This window comes from Nitrospiria bacterium, from assembly GCA_036397255.1.
Classification (GTDB): Bacteria; Nitrospirota; Nitrospiria; order DASWJH01; family DASWJH01; genus DASWJH01.
In genome coordinates, this window is record DASWJH010000043.1 from 1 (window position 1) to 22467 (window position 22467).

17 protein-coding genes are annotated in these 22467 nt (G+C 47.7%); 1 reads left to right on the plus strand and 16 read right to left on the minus strand.

Annotated elements, in window-relative coordinates; translation table 11 throughout:
- Positions 1 to 155: 155 nt before the first annotated feature.
- Positions 156 to 287: a hypothetical protein gene (locus VGB26_05255; GenBank protein ID HEX9757194.1), complete on the minus strand. Its 132-nt coding sequence runs from the start codon at positions 285 to 287 to the stop codon at positions 156 to 158.
- 89 nt (positions 288 to 376) lie between these two features.
- Between VGB26_05255 and VGB26_05260 the strand changes: the two genes are divergently transcribed.
- Positions 377 to 2050, plus strand: a complete 1674-nt coding sequence (locus VGB26_05260; GenBank protein ID HEX9757195.1) for an FAD-dependent oxidoreductase — start codon at positions 377 to 379, stop codon at positions 2048 to 2050.
- On the opposite strand, the gene glk is transcribed toward VGB26_05260, so the two are convergent.
- The 15 genes from glk to VGB26_05335 form a co-directional block, all read right to left on the minus strand.
- Positions 2047 to 3027 (minus strand): glucokinase, encoded by a 981-nt coding sequence (gene glk, locus VGB26_05265; GenBank protein HEX9757196.1) that lies wholly within the window; start codon positions 3025 to 3027, stop codon positions 2047 to 2049. The genes VGB26_05260 and glk overlap by 4 nt on opposite strands.
- A gap of 19 nt (positions 3028 to 3046) precedes the next feature.
- On the minus strand, positions 3047 to 3973 hold the full coding sequence (locus VGB26_05270; protein HEX9757197.1) for a class I fructose-bisphosphate aldolase: 927 nt from the start codon (positions 3971 to 3973) through the stop codon (positions 3047 to 3049).
- A gap of 11 nt (positions 3974 to 3984) precedes the next feature.
- A complete protein-coding gene (gene fbp, locus VGB26_05275; protein HEX9757198.1) occupies positions 3985 to 4998 on the minus strand; it encodes a class 1 fructose-bisphosphatase in 1014 nt (337 codons plus the stop codon).
- Positions 4999 to 5008: 10 nt separating this feature from the next.
- Entirely contained in the window at positions 5009 to 5752 is a 744-nt protein-coding gene (pgl, locus tag VGB26_05280; protein ID HEX9757199.1) for a 6-phosphogluconolactonase, read from the minus strand.
- A 47-nt stretch (positions 5753 to 5799) separates the two neighbouring features.
- Positions 5800 to 7344, minus strand: coding sequence for a glucose-6-phosphate dehydrogenase (gene zwf, locus VGB26_05285; GenBank protein ID HEX9757200.1), 1545 nt, complete (start codon positions 7342 to 7344; stop codon positions 5800 to 5802).
- A 24-nt stretch (positions 7345 to 7368) separates the two neighbouring features.
- A complete protein-coding gene (gene gnd / locus VGB26_05290) occupies positions 7369 to 8262 on the minus strand; it encodes a decarboxylating 6-phosphogluconate dehydrogenase (protein ID HEX9757201.1) in 894 nt (297 codons plus the stop codon).
- A 99-nt stretch (positions 8263 to 8361) separates the two neighbouring features.
- Complete coding sequence (gene rpiB / locus VGB26_05295; protein ID HEX9757202.1) at positions 8362 to 8844, minus strand: ribose 5-phosphate isomerase B; 483 nt, start codon at positions 8842 to 8844, stop codon at positions 8362 to 8364.
- 29 nt (positions 8845 to 8873) lie between these two features.
- The gene (locus VGB26_05300; protein HEX9757203.1) at positions 8874 to 11720 is read right to left on the minus strand and encodes a bifunctional transaldolase/phosoglucose isomerase; all 2847 of its coding nucleotides are present in this window, start codon (positions 11718 to 11720) and stop codon (positions 8874 to 8876) included.
- 24 nt (positions 11721 to 11744) lie between these two features.
- A complete protein-coding gene (gene tkt / locus VGB26_05305; protein ID HEX9757204.1) occupies positions 11745 to 13805 on the minus strand; it encodes a transketolase in 2061 nt (686 codons plus the stop codon).
- A 27-nt stretch (positions 13806 to 13832) separates the two neighbouring features.
- Positions 13833 to 15731, minus strand: coding sequence for a di-heme oxidoredictase family protein (locus tag VGB26_05310; GenBank protein ID HEX9757205.1), 1899 nt, complete (start codon positions 15729 to 15731; stop codon positions 13833 to 13835).
- Between the two features lie 50 nt (positions 15732 to 15781).
- A complete protein-coding gene (locus tag VGB26_05315) occupies positions 15782 to 17182 on the minus strand; it encodes a putative porin (protein HEX9757206.1) in 1401 nt (466 codons plus the stop codon).
- Between the two features lie 126 nt (positions 17183 to 17308).
- Positions 17309 to 19972: an FAD-dependent oxidoreductase gene (locus tag VGB26_05320; protein HEX9757207.1), complete on the minus strand. Its 2664-nt coding sequence runs from the start codon at positions 19970 to 19972 to the stop codon at positions 17309 to 17311.
- A gap of 128 nt (positions 19973 to 20100) precedes the next feature.
- On the minus strand, positions 20101 to 21753 hold the full coding sequence (locus VGB26_05325; GenBank protein ID HEX9757208.1) for an FAD-dependent oxidoreductase: 1653 nt from the start codon (positions 21751 to 21753) through the stop codon (positions 20101 to 20103).
- Between the two features lie 25 nt (positions 21754 to 21778).
- Positions 21779 to 22111 carry a PilZ domain-containing protein gene (locus tag VGB26_05330; protein HEX9757209.1) on the minus strand — a complete coding sequence of 111 codons (333 nt, stop codon included), beginning with the start codon at positions 22109 to 22111 and terminating at the stop codon, positions 21779 to 21781.
- A 67-nt stretch (positions 22112 to 22178) separates the two neighbouring features.
- Positions 22179 to 22445: a hypothetical protein gene (locus VGB26_05335; protein HEX9757210.1), complete on the minus strand. Its 267-nt coding sequence runs from the start codon at positions 22443 to 22445 to the stop codon at positions 22179 to 22181.
- Positions 22446 to 22467 lie beyond the last annotated feature (22 nt).

Below are 22467 nucleotides of genomic sequence, written 5' to 3' on the forward strand. Positions count from 1 at the left end.
GGCTCATCGTGGAAGTGAGTGGGTAAATTTTGTCATTACCCGCCTGTCCGGCGGGCACTTGCAGGCAGGGGAAAGCGGAAATCCAGGCCCTTCCCGTCATTCCCGCGAAAGCGGGAATCCAGAAGATGTTGATTTTTTGAATCCTGGATTCCTGCCTACCGGCAGGCGGGCCCGATAAAACCATTCGGGAATGACGAACTGGATTTTGCAGGAACCTCTAATACTTCAAAGGCTTCAACCACAGAATGACTTTGACTTGACCCTTGCCCTGTATGGACCTTAAACACTTTTTAACAATTTTTGCCCACTCGATTACACGAAGACCCAAATTATTAATTGGGCTAGTTTTTTTCTAGGGTTTTTTTGGGAGGGAGATATGCAGTCGGTTAAAATTGTAATTGTGGGGGGTGTTGCGGGAGGGGCCAGTGCTGCGGCCAAAGCCCGCAGAACCAATGAAAAGGCCGAGATCATTATTTTTGAAAAAGGACCTTATGTTTCCTTTGCCAATTGCGGTTTGCCTTATTATATCGGAGGGGACATTGAGGATCGGGATGAGCTTCTCCTCCAAACGCCGGAAGGCTTCTGGAAACGGTTTCGGGTGAAGGTTAAGGTTTTTCATGAGGTCACGGCCATTCGAAGGAAGGATAAAAAAGTTTTGGTGAAAAACCTATTGAATAGGGAAGAAATAGAAGAAAACTATGATAAATTGATTTTGGCCCCCGGGGCGGGTGCCGTGGTTCCACCTCTTCCCGGCATTCAGGCGGAAAATATCTTTTTAGTGAAAACAGTTCCCGACTCAGACAAAATTAAACTGACCATTGATCAATTAAAACCTAAAAAAGCCCTTGTGATTGGGGCGGGTTTTATTGGCCTGGAATCTGCTGAAGCCCTAAAACGAAGGGGTCTTGAGGTGACGGTGGTGGAGCTGGAACCTCAAGTGTTACCTCCTTTTGATATGGATATGGCCCGACTGATCGCCGATCATTTACGGGATGAGGGGATTCATTTGGTTCTCGGGGATGGGATAAAAGCTTTTTCAACCCAAGAGGTCAATGGGGAGGAAAAGGCTTTTGAGGTGGAACTACAAAGCGGAAAGCGACTACCTTTCGATTTGGTCATTTTATCCATCGGTGTCCGCCCGGAAATTCGATTGGCCCAAGAGGCAAAATTAGAAATTGGTTTATCCGGAGGGATAGTGGTCAATTCCCATCAACAAACATCCGATCCGGATATTTTTGCGGCGGGGGATGCCGTGGAGACCTTGCATTTGGTTACGGGAAAACCCACCCGGATTCCCTTGGCAGGGCCCGCCAATAAACAAGGAAGGATTGCAGGAGCCAATGCGGCTGGGGGAAACATGGCATTTAAAGGGGCCTTGGGAACGGCCATCGTTGAATCAATGGGAATTACTGCCGCAAAAACCGGCCTGTCCGAGAAGGAGGCAAAACGTCATGGATTGGATTTTTACGTTTCTGTGATTCATCCTCTAGATCATGCGGAATATTATCCGGGAGCGACGGCGGTCCATATTAAATTGATCATCGAGAAAAAAAACGGCCGAATCTTAGGGGCTCAGATCGTGGGAACCCATGGGGTGGATAAGCGGATTGACGTGATTGCCACGGCTATTATGGCCGGAATGCGGGTTGAAGATTTAGAACATTTGGATTTGGCTTATGCCCCTCAATTTTCCTCTGCGAAGGATCCCGTGGTCATGGCCGGGTTTGTGGCCTCCAATACCTTAAGGGGAGAGACTCAAACCATTACCTGTGAAGAGTTGAAGTCCAGGCTGGATCGAGGGGATGCCATTCAACTGGTGGATGTGAGGACCCGAAAAGAGTATGAGCAGGGAAAAATTCCCGGAGCCCAACTGATTCCGGTGGATGAATTGCGTGACCGGCTTCATGAACTGGATCCTCAGGCTGAGACGGTGGTGTATTGCAAAGTGGGTTTAAGGGGTTACCTGGCGACCCGCATTCTTTTGCAACTGGGGTTTAATAAAGTTCAGAATTTAACCGGAGGGTTTATCTTATGTAAGGATAGGGATTAAAGGCGGGCTGTATAATAGGCTGCCCCAATTAGGGGGGCCCGGCTATTGAGGGAAACTTTTACAGGGATCTGTTTTAAAAGTTTTGAATATCGGCCTTTGTCAAGAAAAGCTTTCATAAAGGTTCCATCTTCCAGCTTTTCAAAAATCTTGGGAGCAATTCCTCCGCCAATAAAAACCCCACTAATGGACAGGGCTTTGAGAGCAAGGTTGCCTGCCTCGGCCCCGTAAATAGAAGCAAATAAATTGAGTGTTTCCACGCAGAGATCATTCTCTCCAGCCAAGCCGATTTGTGTGATCGTTGCACTTGGATCACCACTTTGAAGTCTCTCTTTTAACCAATCCGGTTCCTGATAGGATCCTATGGCTCGAAGAAAACGATAAATATTGAATATGCCTGGGCCAGAAAGAATACGCTCATAGCTGACATGGCCGAGTTCCGAACGTAAAAACTTCAGAAGCTCAATTTCTTGATCGCTTTGGGGTGCAAAATCGGTATGCCCCCCCTCTGAAGCGATGGGAATATAATCACTGCCATTCCAACACAAAAAGGCCTCCCCTAACCCTGTTCCTGCCGCAATGACGGCGATGTTACCTTTTCCCGAAGAAGGAGTCCCTTTATTAAGCTCCGCCATTTCATGAGAAGGTAAAAAGAGCATTCCATAAGCGGCAGCTTCCAGATCATTGAGCAGTTTTACCTTCGGAATTCCCCATGCTTTACTAATTTCTTTTTCATCAAGAACCCAAGGGAGGTTTGTGGTCTCACAGCGTCCGTTTTTCACGGGGCCAGCCACACCAATGCAAATGGCTCCGATTTTTTCGTTTTTGTATTTTTCTAAGAATAAGTTTAGAACCTTTTCAAATTGAGAAAATTCCTGGCTTTTAAAAACCTCTTCATTCACCTGCTCAAGGGATCCTGAATGGTTACGATAGAGCGAAAGAATAGTCTTGGTTCCTCCGATGTCTCCTGCAAGAATCATCACTGTTTCCTTTGTTTGGTTATTTTGTCTTTTCGGAATAGATATTCATAATTTGGGTCAATAGTTTGATGGCCGCTCCTTTTGGCCGTTGAAATGAATTTCGCCCAATAATAGATCCGAAGCCACCTCCATCCCGAATGGCCCTCGCTTCATCGAGAACGGCTTTGTCGTCCTCCTTGGTGGCTCCTCCCGAAAAAATGACAATTCTCCTCCCCTCAAAAGTACTCTGGACCACATGACGTACCCGTTGAGCCAGGGTTTCCACTGGAATCTTTTCCTTTTCATATACCTTTTTTGCTTCTTTTTGTTCAATATGAGCGGTAGGAAGTTTTACCTTGATGATATGTGCCCCTAGTTGGGCGGCTATTTGTGCGGAATAGGCAACGACATCAACGGCGGTTTCTCCCTCTTTACTAATGGCTGCCCCCCTCGGGTAAGACCAAGCCACCGAAACCAATCCAACGGCTTTTGCTTCCGCGGTAATTTCACGAAGTTGTTCGTACATTTCCACACGATGTGCAGAGCCGGGATATATGGTAAACCCTACGCCTGTGCATCCCAATCGCTGGGCGTCCTTTACTGATCCCGTTACGGCTGAAATGGGGTCTTTTTCATCTTGTAAAACATCATGGTTATTAAGTTTTAAAATCAGCGGAATTTCACCGGGGTAATCCCCCGCAATTGCTTCAAGGAACCCAAGGGGAGCCGCATAAGCATTGCACCCTGATTCAAGCGCTAATTCGACATGATAGCGTGGGTTGTAGGAAGGGGGGTTTACAGCAAAACTCCGGGCAGGTCCATGTTCAAATCCTTGATCTACGGGAAGGATGACCATCCGGCCCGTACCGGCTAACATGCCATGATTCATAAAACGGGCAAGGTTTGTCAGCGTTCCTGGATTATCGCTTTTATACCATCCCAATATTTCCTGAACACGTTTATTCATTGAAATCCTCCTTAGCGACGATGAGCATAAAAATCTTCCGCGAGTGCCACATCTTCGGAACTGCCGATGATTAATGGTACACGCTGGTGATAGGTTGTGGGTTGAATATCTAAAATCCTTTCTGTCCCTGTGCTGGCTCGGCCCCCGGCTGTTTCTGTGAGGAAGGCCATGGGTGAGGCTTCATAGAGAAGCCGCAATTTCCCGGTGGGTTTTTTTGGGTCGTCCGCATCTGCAGGGTACAGGAAAATTCCTCCTTCAAAAAGGGTCCGGTGGAAGTCCGCCACTAGAGAACCTGCGTATCGAAGGGAATAGGGGCGGCCTGATTCTTTATGGGGGGTCCTGAGGTAGTCCACCACTTTCTGAGTTTCTGGGTGCCATCGGTGATAATGCCCTTCGTTGGCACTATAGGTATTACCACGCTTAGGAATTCGAATATTGGGGTGGGAGAGCATAAAGACTCGGGTATTAATGTCCAATGTAAAGGCGTTGACGCTTTGCCCTGTGGTATAAACCAAGATGGTGCTGGGACCATACATGACATATCCCGCGGCAATCTGCTTTGACCCTTTCTGAAGGGCGTCGGACTCCATATGGTTGCCTTTTCGACCGGATCGAAGGAACACCGAGAAAATCGTTCCTAAAATTCCATTGATATCAATATTGGAAGAACCATCGATCGGATCGAAGCACACCACATATTTCCCCCCATCGCAGGCTTCATTGATGTGGAGCGGATCTTCCATTTCTTCAGAGACCAATGTACAGGCCATGCGGCTTTCCGATAAAACATCCACGAAAACCTCATTGGACCAAATATCCATTTTTTTGACTTTTTCTCCCTGGACATTGACCTCGCCCGTGTACCCTAAACGACCGGCTAGACCTGCTTGGTTCAGTTCACGTGCGATAATTTTTGCCGCAAGGCTAATTTGGGTGAGAAGGGCGGTAAAGTGGCCGGTCTCTGTGGTAAACGTCTCCTGTTCTGAAAGGAGATGTCGGACAAACGTGGTTCCCTTATTCCACATGGGTTTCTCCTTATTGTGGCTTTAATCGATCTGCGGCTGCTCGGTCCAGAAGCCACACCATGTTTCCTGATTCCGGCTGAATCAATTGAGATGGCAGTCGCTTCGGTTCATAGGGTCCTTCTAAGACTTCCGAAAGAATAGGGGCCTTATCGGAACCTGATATCAAGAAGATGACCCAAGCGGCCTGATTGAGGATCAGGGGCGTCATGGTTAAACGGGTGGTTCCAAATTTTTCCACGGGATTGGCCACGACCCACCGATCGGTCTTTTCCAGTGCAGGTGTGTTTGGAAAAAGAGAGGCGGTATGCCCATCGGGCCCCATTCCTAGAAGAATCAGATCAAACCGAGGGGGTGCCCCGGTTTTCTTCAATGAGAAATGATCCCTAATGTTTTCTTCATATTCTAGGGCCGAGACATTCGGATCGGAGGCCTCACCCTTAAGCCGGTGGATATGGCCCTCTGAAATTTTTAAGCTGTTTAAAAAAGCCTCTCGAGCCATCCGATAATTGCTATCGGGATGGTCTGGAGGTACACATCGCTCATCCCCCCAAAAAAATTGGATTCTGTTCCAGGGAAGCTGGTTTTGATATGGATCACCTGCAAGGATCTTAAAGAGGCGCTTGGGGGTTGATCCTCCGGATAAAACAAAGCGAAAGTATGGTTTTTCGTTAAGAACCTCTTGGGCAATCTTTACGATTCGATCTGCTGCCTCATGGGCTATTTCTTCAGGTCCGGGAAGTATTACACGGGTCATAGAGATTTTCAACACCTTCTAACTCTTAAATGGGAAGAAAAAAACATCTATAACATTCTCCATTTCTGTGCATCCCCATCGATGAGCCGATCGGCTTCCACAGGGCCCCAACTCCCGGCTTGGTATTCCGGAAGCCATTTGGATCCTTCTTTTTCCCATCCCTCAAGGATATCTGTTACCCATCCCCAAGCGGCTTCAACGGCATCTCTTCTCATAAAGAGAGTCGGGTCCCCAGCCATGACATCTAAAAGAAGTCGCTCATACGCCTCCGGGGATTCTTTTGAATAGGCTTCTCCATAATGGAAATCCATGTTGACAGGGTGAATCTTCACCTTCGGACCGGGAATTTTTGAGATAATCCGAAGGGAAAAACCCTCTTCGGGTTGGATCCGTAGGGCCAGAATATTGGGTTCTAAAGGGAAAGCGGGATTGGAATTAAACAGGATTTGAGGAACGGGTTTGAGGTGGACTGAAATCTCTGTTTCCCGTTTCTTCATGGCCTTTCCGGTTCGGATATAAAAAGGAACCCCAGCCCAACGCCAATTTTCAATGAAGACTTTAAGTGCCACATAGGTCTCCGTGGTGGAGTCGGGTTTGATTCCGGTTTCACGACGGTATCCTGGGACTTCCACCCCTTTGATGAGCCCCGAGCTGTATTGCGCCCTCACGGTAAATTCATTCACCGATTTACCTCTAATGGGGCGTAGAGATCGCAGAACCTCAAGCCTTGCGTTGCGTACCACATCAGGATCCAGCGACCAGGGTGGCTCCATGGTCACGAGACACAGAAGCTGAAGGATATGATTTTGAACCATATCCCTAAGGGCTCCCGCCTCTTCATAGTAGCTTGCCCTGGTCCCAACACCTTCCTCTTCGCTCACAGTAATCTGAACATGGTCGATATATTTATGGTTCCAAAGGGGTTCAAAAATGCCGTTGGCAAACCTTAGAACCAAAAGGTTTTGAACCGTTTCTTTTCCAAGATAATGGTCAATTCTAAAAACCTGAGATTCGTCAAAGGCCTTTCCCAAAATAGAATTAATCTGTTTTGCAGATTCAAGATCCCTTCCGATGGGTTTTTCCACAATGACGCGAGAGCAGGGTTTTGCGCTGTTGACGGGTTGGACCAAACCTGCCCCTTTTAAACCTTCCGAGGCGGGAGAAATAGATGTTGGGGGAATGGCCAAATAAAAAATGCGATGCCCGGGAAGCTTTAATTCGCTTTCCACTTTTTCGGCAAGGGTTTTAATATCTTTATAGGTTTGGGGGTTATCGATTTCACCCGAAAGGTAAAAGAGGCGACGTTCAAAATCAGAGTATTTTTTTTCATCCAAAGCCTGACGAGAAAACTTTTCAATTCCCTCGCGTAAGCTTTTTCGAAAATCCGGATCACTCATTTTTTTACGCCCGATCCCGATGACCGCGTAATTGGATGGAAGGACGCCGTCCAGCAAGAGGTTATATACTGCGGGGACCAATTTTCGGCGAGCAAGATCACCCGATCCTCCAAAAATGACCAAGGTACAGGGTTGAGGAACAGGTCCCCCCCCCAGGGTTGCGATTTGATTCTCCCCGAGTTCCTTTTCAACCATTTTTTACCTCCAAAGTTTTTCCCTTTACCTTTTTACTCCATGGCCTCCGAAGGCGTTGCGTAGGCCTGCCAACATCTTTTCCGCAAAGGATTCCTCCTGGCGGGAACGGAAACGGGTGAAAAGAGACGCCGTCAGGGTGGGGACGGGAACATCCTTATCCAAGGCGTCTAAAAGGGTCCAGCGGCCTTCTCCCGAATCTTGAACATACCCTTTCAGATTTTTCAGTTTTGGGTCTTGAGTAAATACACCTACTGCCAATTCCAATAACCAGGACCGAATCACGCTGCCATGCATCCAGAGATCAGAAATTTTAGCCAAATCCAAATTATAGTCGCTCTTAGACATTAACTCAAAACCTTCTGCGTAGCCTTGCATCATGCTGTACTCAATTCCATTGTGGATCATTTTTACGTAATGGCCTGATCCATGTCCTCCCATATGAGCCCATCCATCTGTGGGGGCCAGTGTATTGAAAATCGGTTCAAGCTGCTTGACGGTGGCTTCTTCTCCGCCCACCATCATACAGTAACCTAGTTTTAAACCCCAAATACCCCCGCTGGTTCCCACATCGACATAGTGAATCCCTCTTTTCTTGAGTTCCGGCGCTCTTCGGAGATCATCTTTAAACTTTGAATTGCCTCCATCGATAATAATATCCCCGGTACTCAACAGATCCGAGACCGCGGTTACCGTCTCTTCAGTGGGGGCACCAGAAGGGACCATGATCCAGACGATCCTCTGTCCCTTAAGCTTTGAAACCATGTCCTTGAGCGATGAAGCACCGATACATCCCACCGCTTCTGCCTTTGAAATAAGATCGGTGGAGCGATCATATACAACCACCCGATGCTTCCCTTGCTGTAAACGGGTGACCATATTCATTCCCATTTTTCCAAGACCTATAAACCCTAAGTCCATAATCTACCCTTTCTTTTTTTTTGCGGGAATAAAAGAATTGTTCCTCCCGGTTTTAATGTTTGGAAAAGTTGAAAATCTCCTGTGGCCTTTTCCCTTCCTTTAGTAGCGGTGATTTTTTTCAAGCCATTTTACCTTTTCCAAACGGCGGACATGCCTTTCCTCTTGGGAAAAAACCGCTTCCAAAAAGGCTTGTACCAGTTCCGGTACCAAGGCAGGTCCTATAATTCGCGCGCCAAGGGTGAGAACGTTCATATCATCATGCTCAACCCCTTGCCGTGCCGAATAGGTGTCATGGCATAATCCAGCCCTAACATTCGGCATTTTATTGGCTGCCACACTGGCTCCCACTCCGCTTCCACATAATAAAACGGCACGTTCCGCTCTCCCCTGTTGGATGGCTTCCCCCACGGCTTTGGCAAAGTCAGGGTAGTCAACGGGAGCGGGCGAGTGGGTTCCTAAATCGATTACTTTGTGGCCTGCTTTCAAGATGACCTCAATCACTTCGGCTTTTAGAGGAAAACCTCCATGGTCACAGGCAACCGCGATTTTTAAATAAGAGATATTTTTGGGTTGATCGTTCAATGATAACCTCACCCCTTTTTACGAAAATCCTAGGTTAATTTTTTAAAAATTTTCTCCAAGCGCCCGAGGTCTTTCTCCACATCTTTTCCCAGGTGAAGTCGAATGGCCCTTCGGTTGCGTTTATTAAGGCACTGAAAATCACCTAATGCCTGTGCGGCTTTTAATACCCCGAAGGTGTAGGACTCGCCAGGAATGGGAAGGTCCTTCGCATCATCAGAGGTAATTTGAATAAACACACCGGAGTTAGGTCCTCCCTTATGGAGTTGGCCAGTTGAATGTAGAAAGCGGGGGCCATAACCAAGGGTCGTGGCAACTTTTTTGGTATCCCGGATTCCATGCCGAATATTTTGAAGAATTTTTCCAGTTTGTTCGTTGTGTTCTACGTAAGCGTTGATCGCCACGTAGTCTCCTGGTTTTACACGATCCATATGGGCGGTCAAAGCCTTCTCAAGGGTTGGGGCTTCCTTAAGGGCCTCTCGGTTTGCTGCATCCCCATATACCCGAATTCCATCGGAGGTGAGAATCGGGTCTTCTTCTGGTAGTTGGCCTTTTTTCTTGAATTCATTAAGAAAAGCCTTTGTATAGTCTTTGCTTTCTTGAACGTTGGGTTGGTCAAAGGCATTGATCCCAATCACTGATCCGGCTACTGCTGTCGCGATCTCCCATAAAAAGAACTCCTCCCCCAGGTTAATCAGGTCGGTTAGTTCAATTCGGACGACGGGTTGCCCTGCCTTCTCAAGGGCCGCCACCTGCTCATCTTGTTTTTTATCTGCTCCCCCCGAGAAACGGATATAAACAAATAGGCGGTCTTTTCCATAAACCTCCGGTGGTCCCAGGGTTTCATTTTCAATGGGAATGATTCCCTTGCCTTCCTTTCCCGTGCTCTCAGCGATGAGTTGCTCAAGCCAGGCACCAAGATCACTGATGGCGGGTGAGGCGATAAAGGTGACTTTGTCTCTTCCCTGGAGGGCCAAAACTCCGAGGGTTACCCCCAACATGACGCCTGGGTTTTCTTCTGGGGGAACCACCGAGTCACAGCTATGACGCATCCGTTCGGCCCGGTACAAAAGGTGTTCCACGTTAACCCCCATGATAGCCGCAGGAATGATCCCAAAGTTGGAAAGGGCAGAGTATCTTCCCCCGATTTCAGGAACGCCGGGTAAAATATCCCGAAAATTACTTTCACGCGCTAAATTTTCAAGAAGTGATCCAGGGTCGGTGATAGCGATGAAATGTTCTCCAACGCGGTCTCCTACCACCTTGCGTATCTGATCATGAAAATATTGGTAAAAAACCAAAGGCTCTGTGGTAGACCCTGATTTGCTGGAGATAATGCAAAGGGTCTTAGACAGATCCACCTTTTTTTCAAAAGCCCTTACCTGTTCCGGGACGGTGCTGTCAAGGACAAGAAGCTCCGGATAGCCCTTTACCACGCCAAAGGTCATGCGCCACACCTCTGGGCAAAGGCTGCTTCCTCCCATTCCCAATAGAAGGGCGTGTTTAAAGCCAGCCTTCTGAATGCTTTCAGCAAGCCCCTTGATGCGAGAGAGATGGTGAACTTGCTGTTCAGGGATGTGCATCCACCCCAGGGCATTTCGAATTATTTTGTGATGGGCAGGGTCCTTATGCCATAGGGTCGGGTCTTGGGCCCAAAATCTGCGTGTGAAATTGTTTTTCCGTAACTCTTGAATTTTTTCTTTTACCCCCGATTCAAAAGCGCCAAGTGAAAAAGTTTGTTGATCCAGTTTCGCACCTAATAACTCTTTTCTTTTTTGGCTAATGACACCCATCAGTTGGTCAAATGCCTCGGAGAAAAGCCGGACGCCATCGGCCAGTAGTTTGTCTGTGACCTGATTCATGTCAATCCCAGATTCACCCAGGAGATCCATGGTTTCTTTGGCTTCCTTTGTTTCTGTTGTCAAACTACTATAGGCTTTTCCATGATCACGGAAGGCGTTAAAGGTTGCAGCAGGCATGGTATTGACCGTGTCCGCTCCGATCAAAGTTTCCACATAATGGGTATCAGGGTAACGGGGATTTTTGGTTCCCGTACTGGCCCAAAGGAGGCGCTGTACCTGTGCTCCCTGTTTTTGAAGTGCTTTAAAGCGGGGACTATCAAAAATTTCTTGAAACTTCAAATAGGCCACCTTTGCGTTGGCAATGGCAATTTTTCCCAGAAGGTTTTGAAGGATGGCCCGTTTCTTAGGATCCTTTTCAATTTTTAATTTTGATTCCAATTGATTATCGATAAGGCTATCGATCCGGCTAATAAAGAAGCTTGCCACCGAGGCCATCTTGCGGATATCTTTGCCACTGCTGGCTCTCTTTTCAAGACCAGAAATATAGGCCCATGCGACCTTTTCGTAAGCTTCTACGCTAAAGAGCAGGGTCACATTGACGCTGATCCCTTCGCTCAGAAGTGTTTCAATGGCTGGGATACCCTCTGGAGTTGCGGGAACTTTAATCAGTACGTTGTCCCTGCCCACCATTTTATGGAGCCTTCGGGCCTCCTCGAGGGTTCCTTTGGTATTGTGGGCAAGGTCTGGAGAGACCTCTAGGCTAACATAGCCATCCCGGGTTTTCGTTTTTTCATATACAGGATACATTAGATCTGAGGCATCCTGGATATCTCGTATGGCCAACGTTTCATAAATTTCTTTTACACCGGTTACATCCGAGGCGATCTGTTTCAGAGCTTGATTGTAATCGGTGCTTCCCCCAATGGCTTTCTCAAAAATAGAGGGGTTGGAAGTGACCCCTAGGAGCCCATCATTATCAATCAAAGCTTGAAGCTCCCCTGAGGTGATGAGGCCCCTTCGAATATAATCGTACCAAGGACTCTGCCCAAACTCTTGGAGTTGAACCAATGGATTCATGGTATTGCCTCCTTATCTCTAAAATTATTTATTTTTTGCCAACTGTCCTTTTGCCGCTTCAACCACGTTTTCCTGTGTAAACCCAAATTTTTTAACCAACTCCTTGAGTGGTGCCGAAGCCCCAAAGGTTTTCATTCCAATAATGTGGCCTGTTAATCCAACATAGCGTTCCCAACCGAAGGTGGAGGCTTTTTCTACGGCCACCCGAGCTCTTACGGAAGGAGGAAGTACTGAATCGCGATATTCTTGACTCTGCTGCTCAAAAAACTCAAGTGAGGGCATACTGACCACGCGTGCTTTGATTCCATCGGCTTTCAGTTTATCGTAAGCTTCTACACAGAGTGCAACTTCGCTTCCCGTGGCCAGCAAAAGCACATCGGGTTTTCCCCCGGGTGCATCGATCAAGATATAGGCGCCTTTAAGAACAGCAGGAGGGGCGTATTGGGTGCGATCCAATGTGGGAAGGGCCTGCCGGGTTAAAATCAGGGCTACAGGCTCGTGTTGTAATCCAGCAATCACACGCCATGCATCTGCCACTTCGTTTGCATCGGCGGGTCGAATGGTTATCAGGCCGGGAATGGTCCGTAGGGAGGCTAACTGTTCCACGGGTTGATGGGTCGGACCATCCTCCCCGACCCCAATGGAGTCATGGGTGAAAATGTAAATCACAGGGATTTCCATGATTGCGCTCAACCTAATGGTGGGTTTGGAGTAGTCACTAAAAATAAGAAACCCAGACCCAAAAGGCCGAATCTTGGAAAGAGAGAGACCATTTAAGATAGATCCCATGGCATGTTCTCGTATGCCAAAATGGATATTTCTTCCAAACCCATTATCTGGAAGGAAATCCCCTGCACCTTCAAAGGTGAGCCGGGTTTTCGTGGAGGGGGTCAGGTCCGCTGAACCCCCAATGATCCAGGGGATGTTCTTCCCCACAGCGTTTAACACCTTCCCTGAAGCCTCCCGGCCCGCAAGACCCTTTTGATCCGCTGGAAATACCGGAATATCCTTGTCCCAACCATCGGGAAGCTGACGATGCTGCATTTTATAAAGATGATCTGCCAGTTCTGGATATTTACCTTTGTACTCTTTGAATTTAGCCATCCAGGATTCCCGTAGTTCATGGCCTCGTTTTCCGATTCCCTCCTGGAAAAATTTTGGTACCTCATCCGGAACAAGAAATTTTGCATCTTCCGGCCAGCCGTAATTTCGTTTGGTTAATCGGATCTCTTCCTCTCCGAGAGGCTCCCCATGGGCGGCGCTGGTGTCTTGTTTATTGGGTGAGCCGTAGGCGATGTGACTATCCACAATAATTAAAGTTGGGCGATCCGGGGTAGTTTTAAAGTTCTCAAAGGCCCTCCCGATCATCTCTAAATCATTTGCGTCACCCACCCGGGTAACGTTCCATCCATAGGCCATAAATCGCGTGGCCACATCCTCACTAAAGGCCAACGCTGTATGTCCCTCAATGGTGATCCGATTGCTGTCATAAATCCAGCATAGGTTGGAGAGTTTGAGATGACCCGCCAGGGAAGCCGCCTCACTGGATACCCCCTCCATCATGCATCCATCTCCGCACATGGCGTAAACATCGTAATCGATCATGTCAAACCCTGGGCGGTTAAAATAATTCGCCATCCATTTACTTGCCATCGACATGCCAACGCTGGTGGCGACTCCCTGTCCCAGGGGACCGGTGGTGGTCTCGACCCCTGAGGTCCAGCGGTATTCCGGGTGACCGGCGCATTTGCTGTCCAGTTGGCGAAACCGTTTAATATCATCAAGTTTGACAGACAATTCCCCGAGCTTTTCGTACTTGGCGTTGACCGCTTTAACCCCGGTGAGATGAAGGATCGAGTACAGGAGCATGGATGCATGTCCGATGGAGAGGACAAAGCGATCCCGATTGGACCAAATAGGATCTTCCGGGTCAAACCGAAGGATTCGATTCCACAAACTATAAACAACGGGTGCCATGGCCATGGCGGTTCCGGGGTGTCCTGAATTAGCTGCCTGAACCGCATCCATGGAAAGGGTCCGAATCGTGTTGATACATTTTTGTTCGAGCTTTTGCACCTCATCCATGACTTCCCCTCCTTAAAAAAATGTTTACTATAGGGCCTTTAAGAAATTAATAACGTCTTGGTGTTGGGCAGGGGTTAAACTCCGCCAACGGGCCATGACATTCCTGGCTTCACTTCTTTGGCTGTTGTTGGGTGATGTCGGACAAATATCCGCTGAACTTCCCGACGGAACTGGACATCCCCCATTAACAGGGGGAACTCCAGGATCCGCTGGGGGTAGGTCATGAAGTTCTATGGCTGCCCGCAGGGCGCTGTCCAGGTCAGTGATGACCAGTTCCGTATTCGGTGTGACACCTGAGTTTGTAAAAACAGTCCTGGCCGGGGCACCGGGATTTACAAACACACGTCCATCATGCATGAAAGGTGGACCAATGACCCCAATTCCCATGAGGGGAGGGGTTCGCCACTCCCGACCATTGGCGATGCCTTGCCCAGGAAGCGCATCGTCTGCTAAATTTCTTGAAATGTCTAAACCACTTCCAATGGTCGTGGGTGCCCTCAGAACAGGGCTTACACGCTCTACCGTTACCTCTCCCATATCATGAATCAGTAAGTCCGAGAATAGAGGGACCCACTTATTGCTGAGATGTTGTGCTCCCACTTCTGCGGGAGATTGTCCTGTTCTCATAATGGGCGTATGACACCCTGCGCAATTGAGTTGTCGATCGGCTTGGTTCAACGCGTTTTCGTTCAATCCGTCGGGGAGATTGGTGTCGGTCATTCGGTTTCGGAAGGCGGTTAAGTCCACCCCAAAGAGTGCTGCCCCATTTTGAATACTGGATGCACTTCCCCCACTGGTGCAGGCGGCGGTTACAGCGGGAGTTTCTAATAAGCACGAGTCAAAATCGGGGAGAGCGACCAGCCGGATCATGGCTCTCAAATCCAAAATGTCGTTGGTTTTAAGTTCAGGATCGGGGGCTTGATCGCATTTTTTCCCGCCATTTTGATTGTTGTTTTGCTCGTTGGGTGCAAAAGGGCTGGTTAACCCTACCTCACCCTGGCTTCCCCCAATCATAAATTGAATTAGGGTGGGACCTGCAGCGCGGAGCCCAAAACGTGCAGGCCGAATCACGGGGTCTCCACCGATAATTGCATTGGCTGCACTGTTTTCATTATGTCGACCGGAGATGCAGTCCCCGCCTGTTGGACAGCCTGATGTAGCAAGGGCTGGCAGGAGGGTGGAGGAATGGGTTTGGGCATCTCCAGGGTCTCGATTGGCAACTATATCGTCCGCATAAATGGCTTCGATCAAACCACGCCCAATGTAGGGAGGGGCTGCCCGTTCTCCTACGGCCCTACGCAGTCCAATGCCCCCTCCCTGAAGAAAAGGGTCAATAGAAACATCAGGGATGATATCCGGAGAACAACCGCCGGTGGCACCGACGTGCTGGATCGGACCACCGAATTCCGAAAGGGGAATTACTGAACCGGAACTAGAGGAAAAATCGACAAAAAGAGTAAAGGCGTCCGTATCCGGACGGACCCCCTGGCTAGAAAGGGTATAGTTAGTTTGGTTGGTGCGAGCCGCACGCCCAGCCGGTGTGGCTGTAGGGGCATTGCTATTATCATGGCATCCCAGACAGGAGGTTTGGTTAAATATAGGCCCTAAACCGGTAAAATCCGTTCTGGCGGTGGAAAACAGGGATAACCCCTGGTTAAAGATAGAGAGTTCTTCACTGTTTAAATCAGGGAAGGAAAGATCCGCTGCTGTATTGGTTGTGGAAAATTGTCCTCTTGAAACCCTGCTTGCTGAGGCCATTTGGCTAGTATCCGGAGGACCCGCAATTCCTGAGATTTCCCGGTCATTTACGGTATTTAGGTTTTCTGAAATATTTCCATCTGCACCACAACCGGTCATCAAAAAAATGGAGGCGAAGGTCCCGGTCAAGATTTTTCCCAATAGTAGTAAGGTGCGATTAAAAGTCATTTTCATCTCCTTTAGCAGGTTCAAACCCTTAGAGGTTCTAAATGGTTCCTTTAAAAAGTGAGTACAACATCAAAAAACATTCGGGTTACATTATTGTCCTTATTGGGAAAACCATCAAAATCCAGATATAAAAACTGAAATAACAGGTCAGGCAAAATCTTGTAATTGAAAAGAATCTCAAACCCATCATAACCCGTTCCTGCGCCTAGGTCTGAATCAGCAAATGTGGCCAGAGTGGCGTCTGCATCTACGTTCCGGTATGTATACCAGAGGTTGAAAGGATTAAGAAACCCTTTCCCTCCACCCCGAATCCCTCCTGTAATACCAAAACCAGTATCATCCCGACCAAAACTCAAATTTTCGACATAATCGCCCAGGACAAATAACTCAGGGGAAATAAAGTCGATTCCGAGGGGTTCCAGCCATTGCTCTGGGATTGAGAAATATACCTGACTGGTAATCACCAAGGGGGCAAATTCATCTTCGACGAACCCGATCGCGCCCGGGCCGTAATTGATTTGGTTGTTGGTTCGTTGAAGCCCACCGCGCAAGAGAAAAGCGGTGGTCCCGGGCTCAACAAATGCGCCTGATCCAGGGGTAAAGTTAGGCGCCCTTAGGCCCGAGTTTATGTTTTCAAAATCATAGAGGGCTACTGCCACAGTTCCCCCGAGGCTACCGGGATCAATGGATCCCCCTAGAGACCCCGGGTCCACCTTGATGAGAACCTGATCGGCTAACAGGTAGGTATCCCCTGTTAGGCCTGAAAACCGGAAGTCTGTTGCTTCATATATGGAAAAAAAACCAGCGGTGTTTTCAATTTGTATCATATTAAAAAGAAAGTTCTTAGGAGTTCCGACCTTTAGGACGATACCCTCAGGATTAACATCCGTATCCCAGATCATCTCGGTGCGAAAGGGTCCCCGATCCCCAAGCCAAAACGGTTGAGGCATTTTTCCAACGGTAAACACCAATTCATCATAAATGGTCAGGGGTTGGTAGTTAATAAAAAACCGGTCAATATTAAAGGATTTGGAGCGAAAGGAATCCCCCAGCCGGATAAATGGTGATGTAGGATTGGGATCTCCCCCAGCGCTCAGACGCAATCCCCCGGAGACATAACCATCAGATCGATAGTTAATCGCAAATCGCACACGGGTCCGAAACCCTTCGATTTCGTTATCCTCAAGCAGGAGGTCGGTTTGATCTTCTACCTCGGTTATATCATATCGAACCGTAATGCTGGTCGCGAGTTGGATAGGACCTGGCTTCGCATTTTCCGAAAAGGACTGCCGTTCTTTTTTGGCGTCTAAAAGTTCTTTCCGTATTCCTTTTACCTGATCTTCCAACTCTTGTATACGTTTCTCATTTGTGACACCCGTCTGCCCTAATCCGGAAACCGGTTGGAAAAGAAACCATAAAATCACAATCACCACAGGAACGTATGTTTTCATAGATCTATCCTCGATTCTGTTTGGGTCCGTATTGGTAGGCGTTTTAAAATTTGACCAAACAATAAAACACCTTATTTCTTGGATTTTAATCTGCTTATTTTTTTAGATCCATTCCGCCCGTTTTTGTTAAGCCCCAATTTGTTCCGAATCACTTAACCTGCCAACCACCCTTGCCTTCAGTGCAGCCCCTAAATCTCTGTATCCTTCAGCCAGTGTCATGAATTGTTCCCGGGGAAGGACGGTGACATCCACCGGGGTTAGGCATTTTACAGTTGCGGTTCGAGGCATGTCACATAAAAGAGCAATTTCTCCGAAACAATCCCCCCTATTCAGGTTTGCTAATTTTTCCCATTTTCCGTTTACCTGCTTTAAAACCTCTGCCTCTCCCGTTTGAAGAATATAGGCACAGTCTCCTCTGTCCCCCTGGCGGACAATTTCATCTCCCACCTCATAATGTGCGCTGCTGAGCTTCAGAGTTCGATTGGGTGCCAACACAACAATATCGTTCCTAAATGGAATATCCAACGCCCAATCGATTAATATTCTTAGGTTCCGTTCTAATCCAGGTAGGGTAAACAAACATAGAAAACGGGAGGCAAGCCATGCTGGAATACCTCCCAAAGGGATCCCGAAAAATCTTCCCACCGCAGCCTTTCGCCCAAGGGCCGCCATATAGACGAGGGGTTTCCCTTCTTTCCATTGAAGAGGTTTAAACCCTTGCGTCGCCGCATAAGCATTGTAAGCAGCCCTCCGGCCCATTCGTATTTCTCTCAAAGCCATAAATGGGCCCATTTCACTGAGCCCGGCGCAATCTCCGGCTGCCCAAATGTGATCCGGTCCCTGAATTTTTAAAAAAGGATTAACGGGAAGGCGACCATCGGGGCGCGCCCCTGGAAGTGAGGAAATCACCTTGGGTCGACTCACGAGGGTTCCGACCACAGTTTTTGTTGGGATTCGGTCCCCTCCGGATAGAACAACTTCTTCAGGGGTTACAGCGGTAATATTTGTCATTGTAAAAATATCAATCCCCATTTTTTTGAGCCTAAAGTGAGCGGAAGTCCCCAGGGGGGAATCGTATCTTGGAATGACCTGATTTTCTTTTTCAAATAGAAGAATTTTCGGTTCATCTGTTTTGACCCCTGGGTATGAGACCAAGGCGGATTGAATTAATTCGCTCATGGCCGATGCAGTCGCACAACCCCTGAGCCCTCCACCGACCACACTAAAGGTGAGGAGCGCTTTACGCCTTTGGGGGTCCGAAATTGTTTCCGCCTGTTCCAGGCACTCTAACACCCTTTGCCGAAGAAAAAGGGCATCCCCGATGGTCATGATGGGAAAAGCGTGTTCAAGAAGCCCCGGTACCCCAGAAAAATTGGCCTCCATATCTTGGGCGACCAGCAACTGATCATAGTCGATATGTAAAGTTTCATTCGAAACAAGGTTGATGTGAACTTTTTTGGCTTGGTGGTCAATAGAGGTGGTTTCTCCTTGAATAAAACGGATTTTTGGACAAAACCGTCGTATGGGATTGACAATGTTTCCGGGTTGCACGGATCCCCCCACCACTTCGGGTAACATAGGATGGAACAAAAAATAGCTTTCCCGGTGAATCAGTGTTACCTGTACATTGCTGAATTCTCCAACCAGCCTTTGTAGCCTCAAAGCGGCATGAACACCCGCAAAGCTTCCACCCACTATTACCACTTTTCCAGGTTTATCCGTTGCTTCTGGGCGTCTCCATCGGCCGGCCGAATTGGTAATAAAGGAAACCAGTAACCCATAAAAGATAATGTGGGCAAAGACGCTTTCCCCTAAAACCGCGCTAAAAAATACAAAAGCAAAGAACAATACAACGGACAAAGGCCGCATCAAAACTCCTGCTAGAATCAGAAGGCCGGCAAGGGTTTCAACAAGCGCCATAAAAAAAACAAACGTTGCATGTTCAAGGCCAAAGGTAGGGACATGGTGCAGTTCAATGATGCCCAACATTTGGTTTGGATGCAGAAATTTATATTCAATTCCCAGATAGGCTAGGTTCAATCCCGCCAAAATCCTCAGCAGCCACTGGGCCCTTCCCCGGGGTTGACTGGCTAGGAAGTTGGAAATCTTTGCTGTTCCCGGAATGGGGGGCATTGGAATATAGTAAGAACCGGGTCCCTGCAACATGAGATAAACCGCCGCCCCTCCCACCAAACCGATATAAGCCACCATGTCATACCCAAACACAAAAAGGCCTATCACACCAAGGCCCAGGAGGATGGCTGCAGCTCCTCGGACATAAATTCCTAGCAGAAATAAAAAAGCTAAAGTCCCTTCAATACCGGCAAGCCAAAACCAGTTTCCCTCAAGCAGCCTCAATTCCAGATCCGGAGCCGCCAACGTGGGGGTCTCACCCAGTTGGGTTCCATGCCGGGGTCCTAAACCAAAAGCACCCATCCCCAACATAACAAATAGGGCAATCCGTAAGGCCAAGGAAGCATACCCTCCATAAGAAGCCAGCCGGACCTGAAGATCGGGGAAAAGTTCACGGGCACCAGTATAGTTGAGAAGGATCCAACCCACTAAAAACGCCGCGGTAAATGTGTAGAGAAAGATATTGAGTGGATTGAAGGTGGTAAAGATTTCAGGTTTGGGTTTTGCATCCCATTCTTCAATTTCCCCGGGAGTCAGGACCCAGCTTTCGTGTGCTAAAGGTTCTTGGAGAAAAAACAGCATTAAAAGAGGGAGAAAGAAGAGAAAAGTGATTAATACTTTAGAAACTGTTTTTTTGTTTAAAAAGGTTAAGGTCATGAATGGGTTCCTTTTTATTATTTGTTGAGGGTATTCCCGCTTTTTAATCCCAATCAATGGGAAATTTCCCATCAAACAGACTTAAAATTTATGGGAAATTCTTAAAATCAGATTTGAGAATTTCAGCTTCAAGAGTTTGAAGGCGAAGATTCTTTAATGTTCGATTGATTCTTTTCAGGAGTTTGACCCATGCGACTTTCAACGAGTTGTCTAAAACGCTCCGACAAATCCGGAAAGTAAGACAAAAGGGCTTTAAAATCCCCTCTTTTTACGCTAACCAAACTTCCCCTGGTCCGACCCATCACTGTTGCGGTTCTTTGTTGTTTTGACAGCAGAGCCATTTCCCCAAAATATTCTCCCGGGCCAAGAGTGGCTAATAAGGTTTTCTTTCCGTCAGATTCGCCCCGAAGCACCTCGACTTCCCCCTCGGTTATTAGGTACATTCGGTCTCCACTCTCCCCTTGGTTAATAATGACTTGCCCAGGTTCAAAGCGTTCACTGGAAAAACTTTGGGTCGGTTGAACTTTAAGTTGAACAATGTCGGGGGGGATCAGGGTGTCAAGAGCCCAATCTAAACCCACCCTAAACTTCCGTTCAATTCCGGGCAACTTCATGAGATAAACTCCCCTCCATACCACCCAAGCCAAAAAACCAGAAAATTTTACCCCAAAAATTTCAGCGACAGCGGAGAAATGACCTAGGGCTCCCATTTTCCCTAACCCTGAAAAAGTAAAAGGAGATTTTCCTCCACCTCGGATTTCCGCAATAATATTCTTGGCAACTATTTGGGCTTCTCGCGTAGCGAACTGGGCGGTAGGTGGGCACCTTCCTCCTTTTTGATCGGGGATACTCGCGCAATCTCCTAAGGCCCATAATCCGGCTTGCCCTGAGACTTCTAGGAATTCATTGACTTTTAACCGTCCCCGTTTGTCCTTCTCAATGGGCAACCCCGAAATAAGGGGGTGAACACCTGCAGGGACGGTAGAGATCAGGGTCCGGGTGGGTATCTTGCATCCGTCATTCAGATAAATGGCCTCGGATGTCGCTCCTTGGGCACTTATATTTAGGCGAATGTCCATATTCCTCTTTATTAGAAGGCTATGGGCATAAGAGGCTAGGCCTTCGCTCATTTCGGATAGTATCCGTTTTCCCCGGTCAATTAAAACCACGTGAATGTTTTCCAGATGGAGGTGTTTGTAATTTCGGGTAGCCTTTCGTAAAAAATCGTTCATGGCCGCGGCGACCTCAACACCGGAGAAACCTCCTCCAATAACGACGTAAGTTAAAAGTTGCTTTCGAAGGGCAGGATCTTCTTCAATATCCGCTTCCTCAAGAGTATGCAAAAGGTGATTCCGCAAAGAAAGAGCATCCCCCAAATTTTTAAAAGGAAAGGCATGTTCCTGAAATCCGGGAACAACCGAAAGATCTGTTGTGGTTCCTGGGGCAAGGACCAAATAGTCAAAAGGAATAAAATTCGGTTTGGGACGGACCCCGGGACTTGTGACCACTACCTTTTTCTCCAGGTCGATACTTTCCACATCCCGAACATAAAGGGTAATATTAGGACAGAGTCTTCGAATGGGTGTTACCGTATGCATAATTCCGATGCTGCCCAAAATGACCTCCGGAAGCATGGGTTGAAAAACAAAATAGTTCTCCCGGTTGATTAAAATGACCTCAAGGCCTTCCACCTTTTTCAATAAACGATTGAGGGCCATGGCGGTATATACACCTGCAAAACCACCGCCTATAATGACGATCCTTTTTCGTGGGTTTTTCATAATGATCTTAAATCCAATTTAGAAATCATAGGAGGTAGCTGATCCCAATGTCATAACCCTTTTTTTTCTTTGGATCCCTCTTAGACCATTTAACTTCACCCAACGTGGGGACCATTGTCTTTTCATTCATTAAGGGTAGAGACATCAAGACCACTTGTTTGGGTTTTAAAAGAGAATCCAGGAAAATACATACCCCTCCATCGCTGTTATTTCGAAGTTTTCCGCTTGTCATTTCCTCACTAACCTCCTCAGAACCGAGGAATTTAATCTGAACACTGTGGATGGATTGGGTATGATGGCGCTTAAATCTCCTTCGCTCTTTGAAATACAGGCTTTTTTCAACAAACTTGAAGGGCACGTTTTTAAAAACCTTTTGGTGTAATTAATTGAGGCTCATCGTGGAAGTGAGTGGGTAAATTTTGTCATTACCCGCCTGTCCGGCGGGCACTTGCAGGCAGGGGAAAGCGGAAATCCAGGCCCTTCCCGTCATTCCCGGTTCCCTTCGTCATTCCCGCGCAAGCGGGAATCCAGAAGATGTTGATTTTTTGAATCCTGGATTCCTGCCTGCCGGCAGGCCCGATAAAACCATTCGGGAATGACGAACTGGATTTTGCAGGAACCTCTAATACTTCAAAGGCTTCAACCACAGAATGACTTTGACTTGACCCTTGCCCTGTATGGACCTTAAACACTTTTTAACAATTTTTACCCACT

What these genes read in the sequence shown, in the direction of transcription:
- gnd (HEX9757201.1), bottom strand. Translation starts at nt 8,262, where the DNA reads ATGGACTTAGGGTTTATAGGTCTTGGAAAAATGGGAATGAATATGGTC.
- VGB26_05325 (HEX9757208.1), bottom strand. Translation starts at nt 21,753, where the DNA reads ATGAAAAACCCACGAAAAAGGATCGTCATTATAGGCGGTGGTTTTGCA.
- VGB26_05300 (HEX9757203.1), bottom strand. Translation starts at nt 11,720, where the DNA reads ATGAATCCATTGGTTCAACTCCAAGAGTTTGGGCAGAGTCCTTGGTAC.
- VGB26_05315 (HEX9757206.1), bottom strand. Translation starts at nt 17,182, where the DNA reads ATGAAAACATACGTTCCTGTGGTGATTGTGATTTTATGGTTTCTTTTC.
- fbp (HEX9757198.1), bottom strand. Translation starts at nt 4,998, where the DNA reads ATGTGGAATAAGGGAACCACGTTTGTCCGACATCTCCTTTCAGAACAG.
- pgl (HEX9757199.1), bottom strand. Translation starts at nt 5,752, where the DNA reads ATGACCCGTGTAATACTTCCCGGACCTGAAGAAATAGCCCATGAGGCA.
- zwf (HEX9757200.1), bottom strand. Translation starts at nt 7,344, where the DNA reads ATGGTTGAAAAGGAACTCGGGGAGAATCAAATCGCAACCCTGGGGGGG.
- VGB26_05270 (HEX9757197.1), bottom strand. Translation starts at nt 3,973, where the DNA reads ATGAATAAACGTGTTCAGGAAATATTGGGATGGTATAAAAGCGATAAT.
- glk (HEX9757196.1), bottom strand. Translation starts at nt 3,027, where the DNA reads ATGATTCTTGCAGGAGACATCGGAGGAACCAAGACTATTCTTTCGCTC.
- VGB26_05320 (HEX9757207.1), bottom strand. Translation starts at nt 19,972, where the DNA reads ATGACCTTAACCTTTTTAAACAAAAAAACAGTTTCTAAAGTATTAATC.
- tkt (HEX9757204.1), bottom strand. Translation starts at nt 13,805, where the DNA reads ATGGATGAGGTGCAAAAGCTCGAACAAAAATGTATCAACACGATTCGG.
- VGB26_05260 (HEX9757195.1), top strand. Translation starts at nt 377, where the DNA reads ATGCAGTCGGTTAAAATTGTAATTGTGGGGGGTGTTGCGGGAGGGGCC.
- VGB26_05310 (HEX9757205.1), bottom strand. Translation starts at nt 15,731, where the DNA reads ATGACTTTTAATCGCACCTTACTACTATTGGGAAAAATCTTGACCGGG.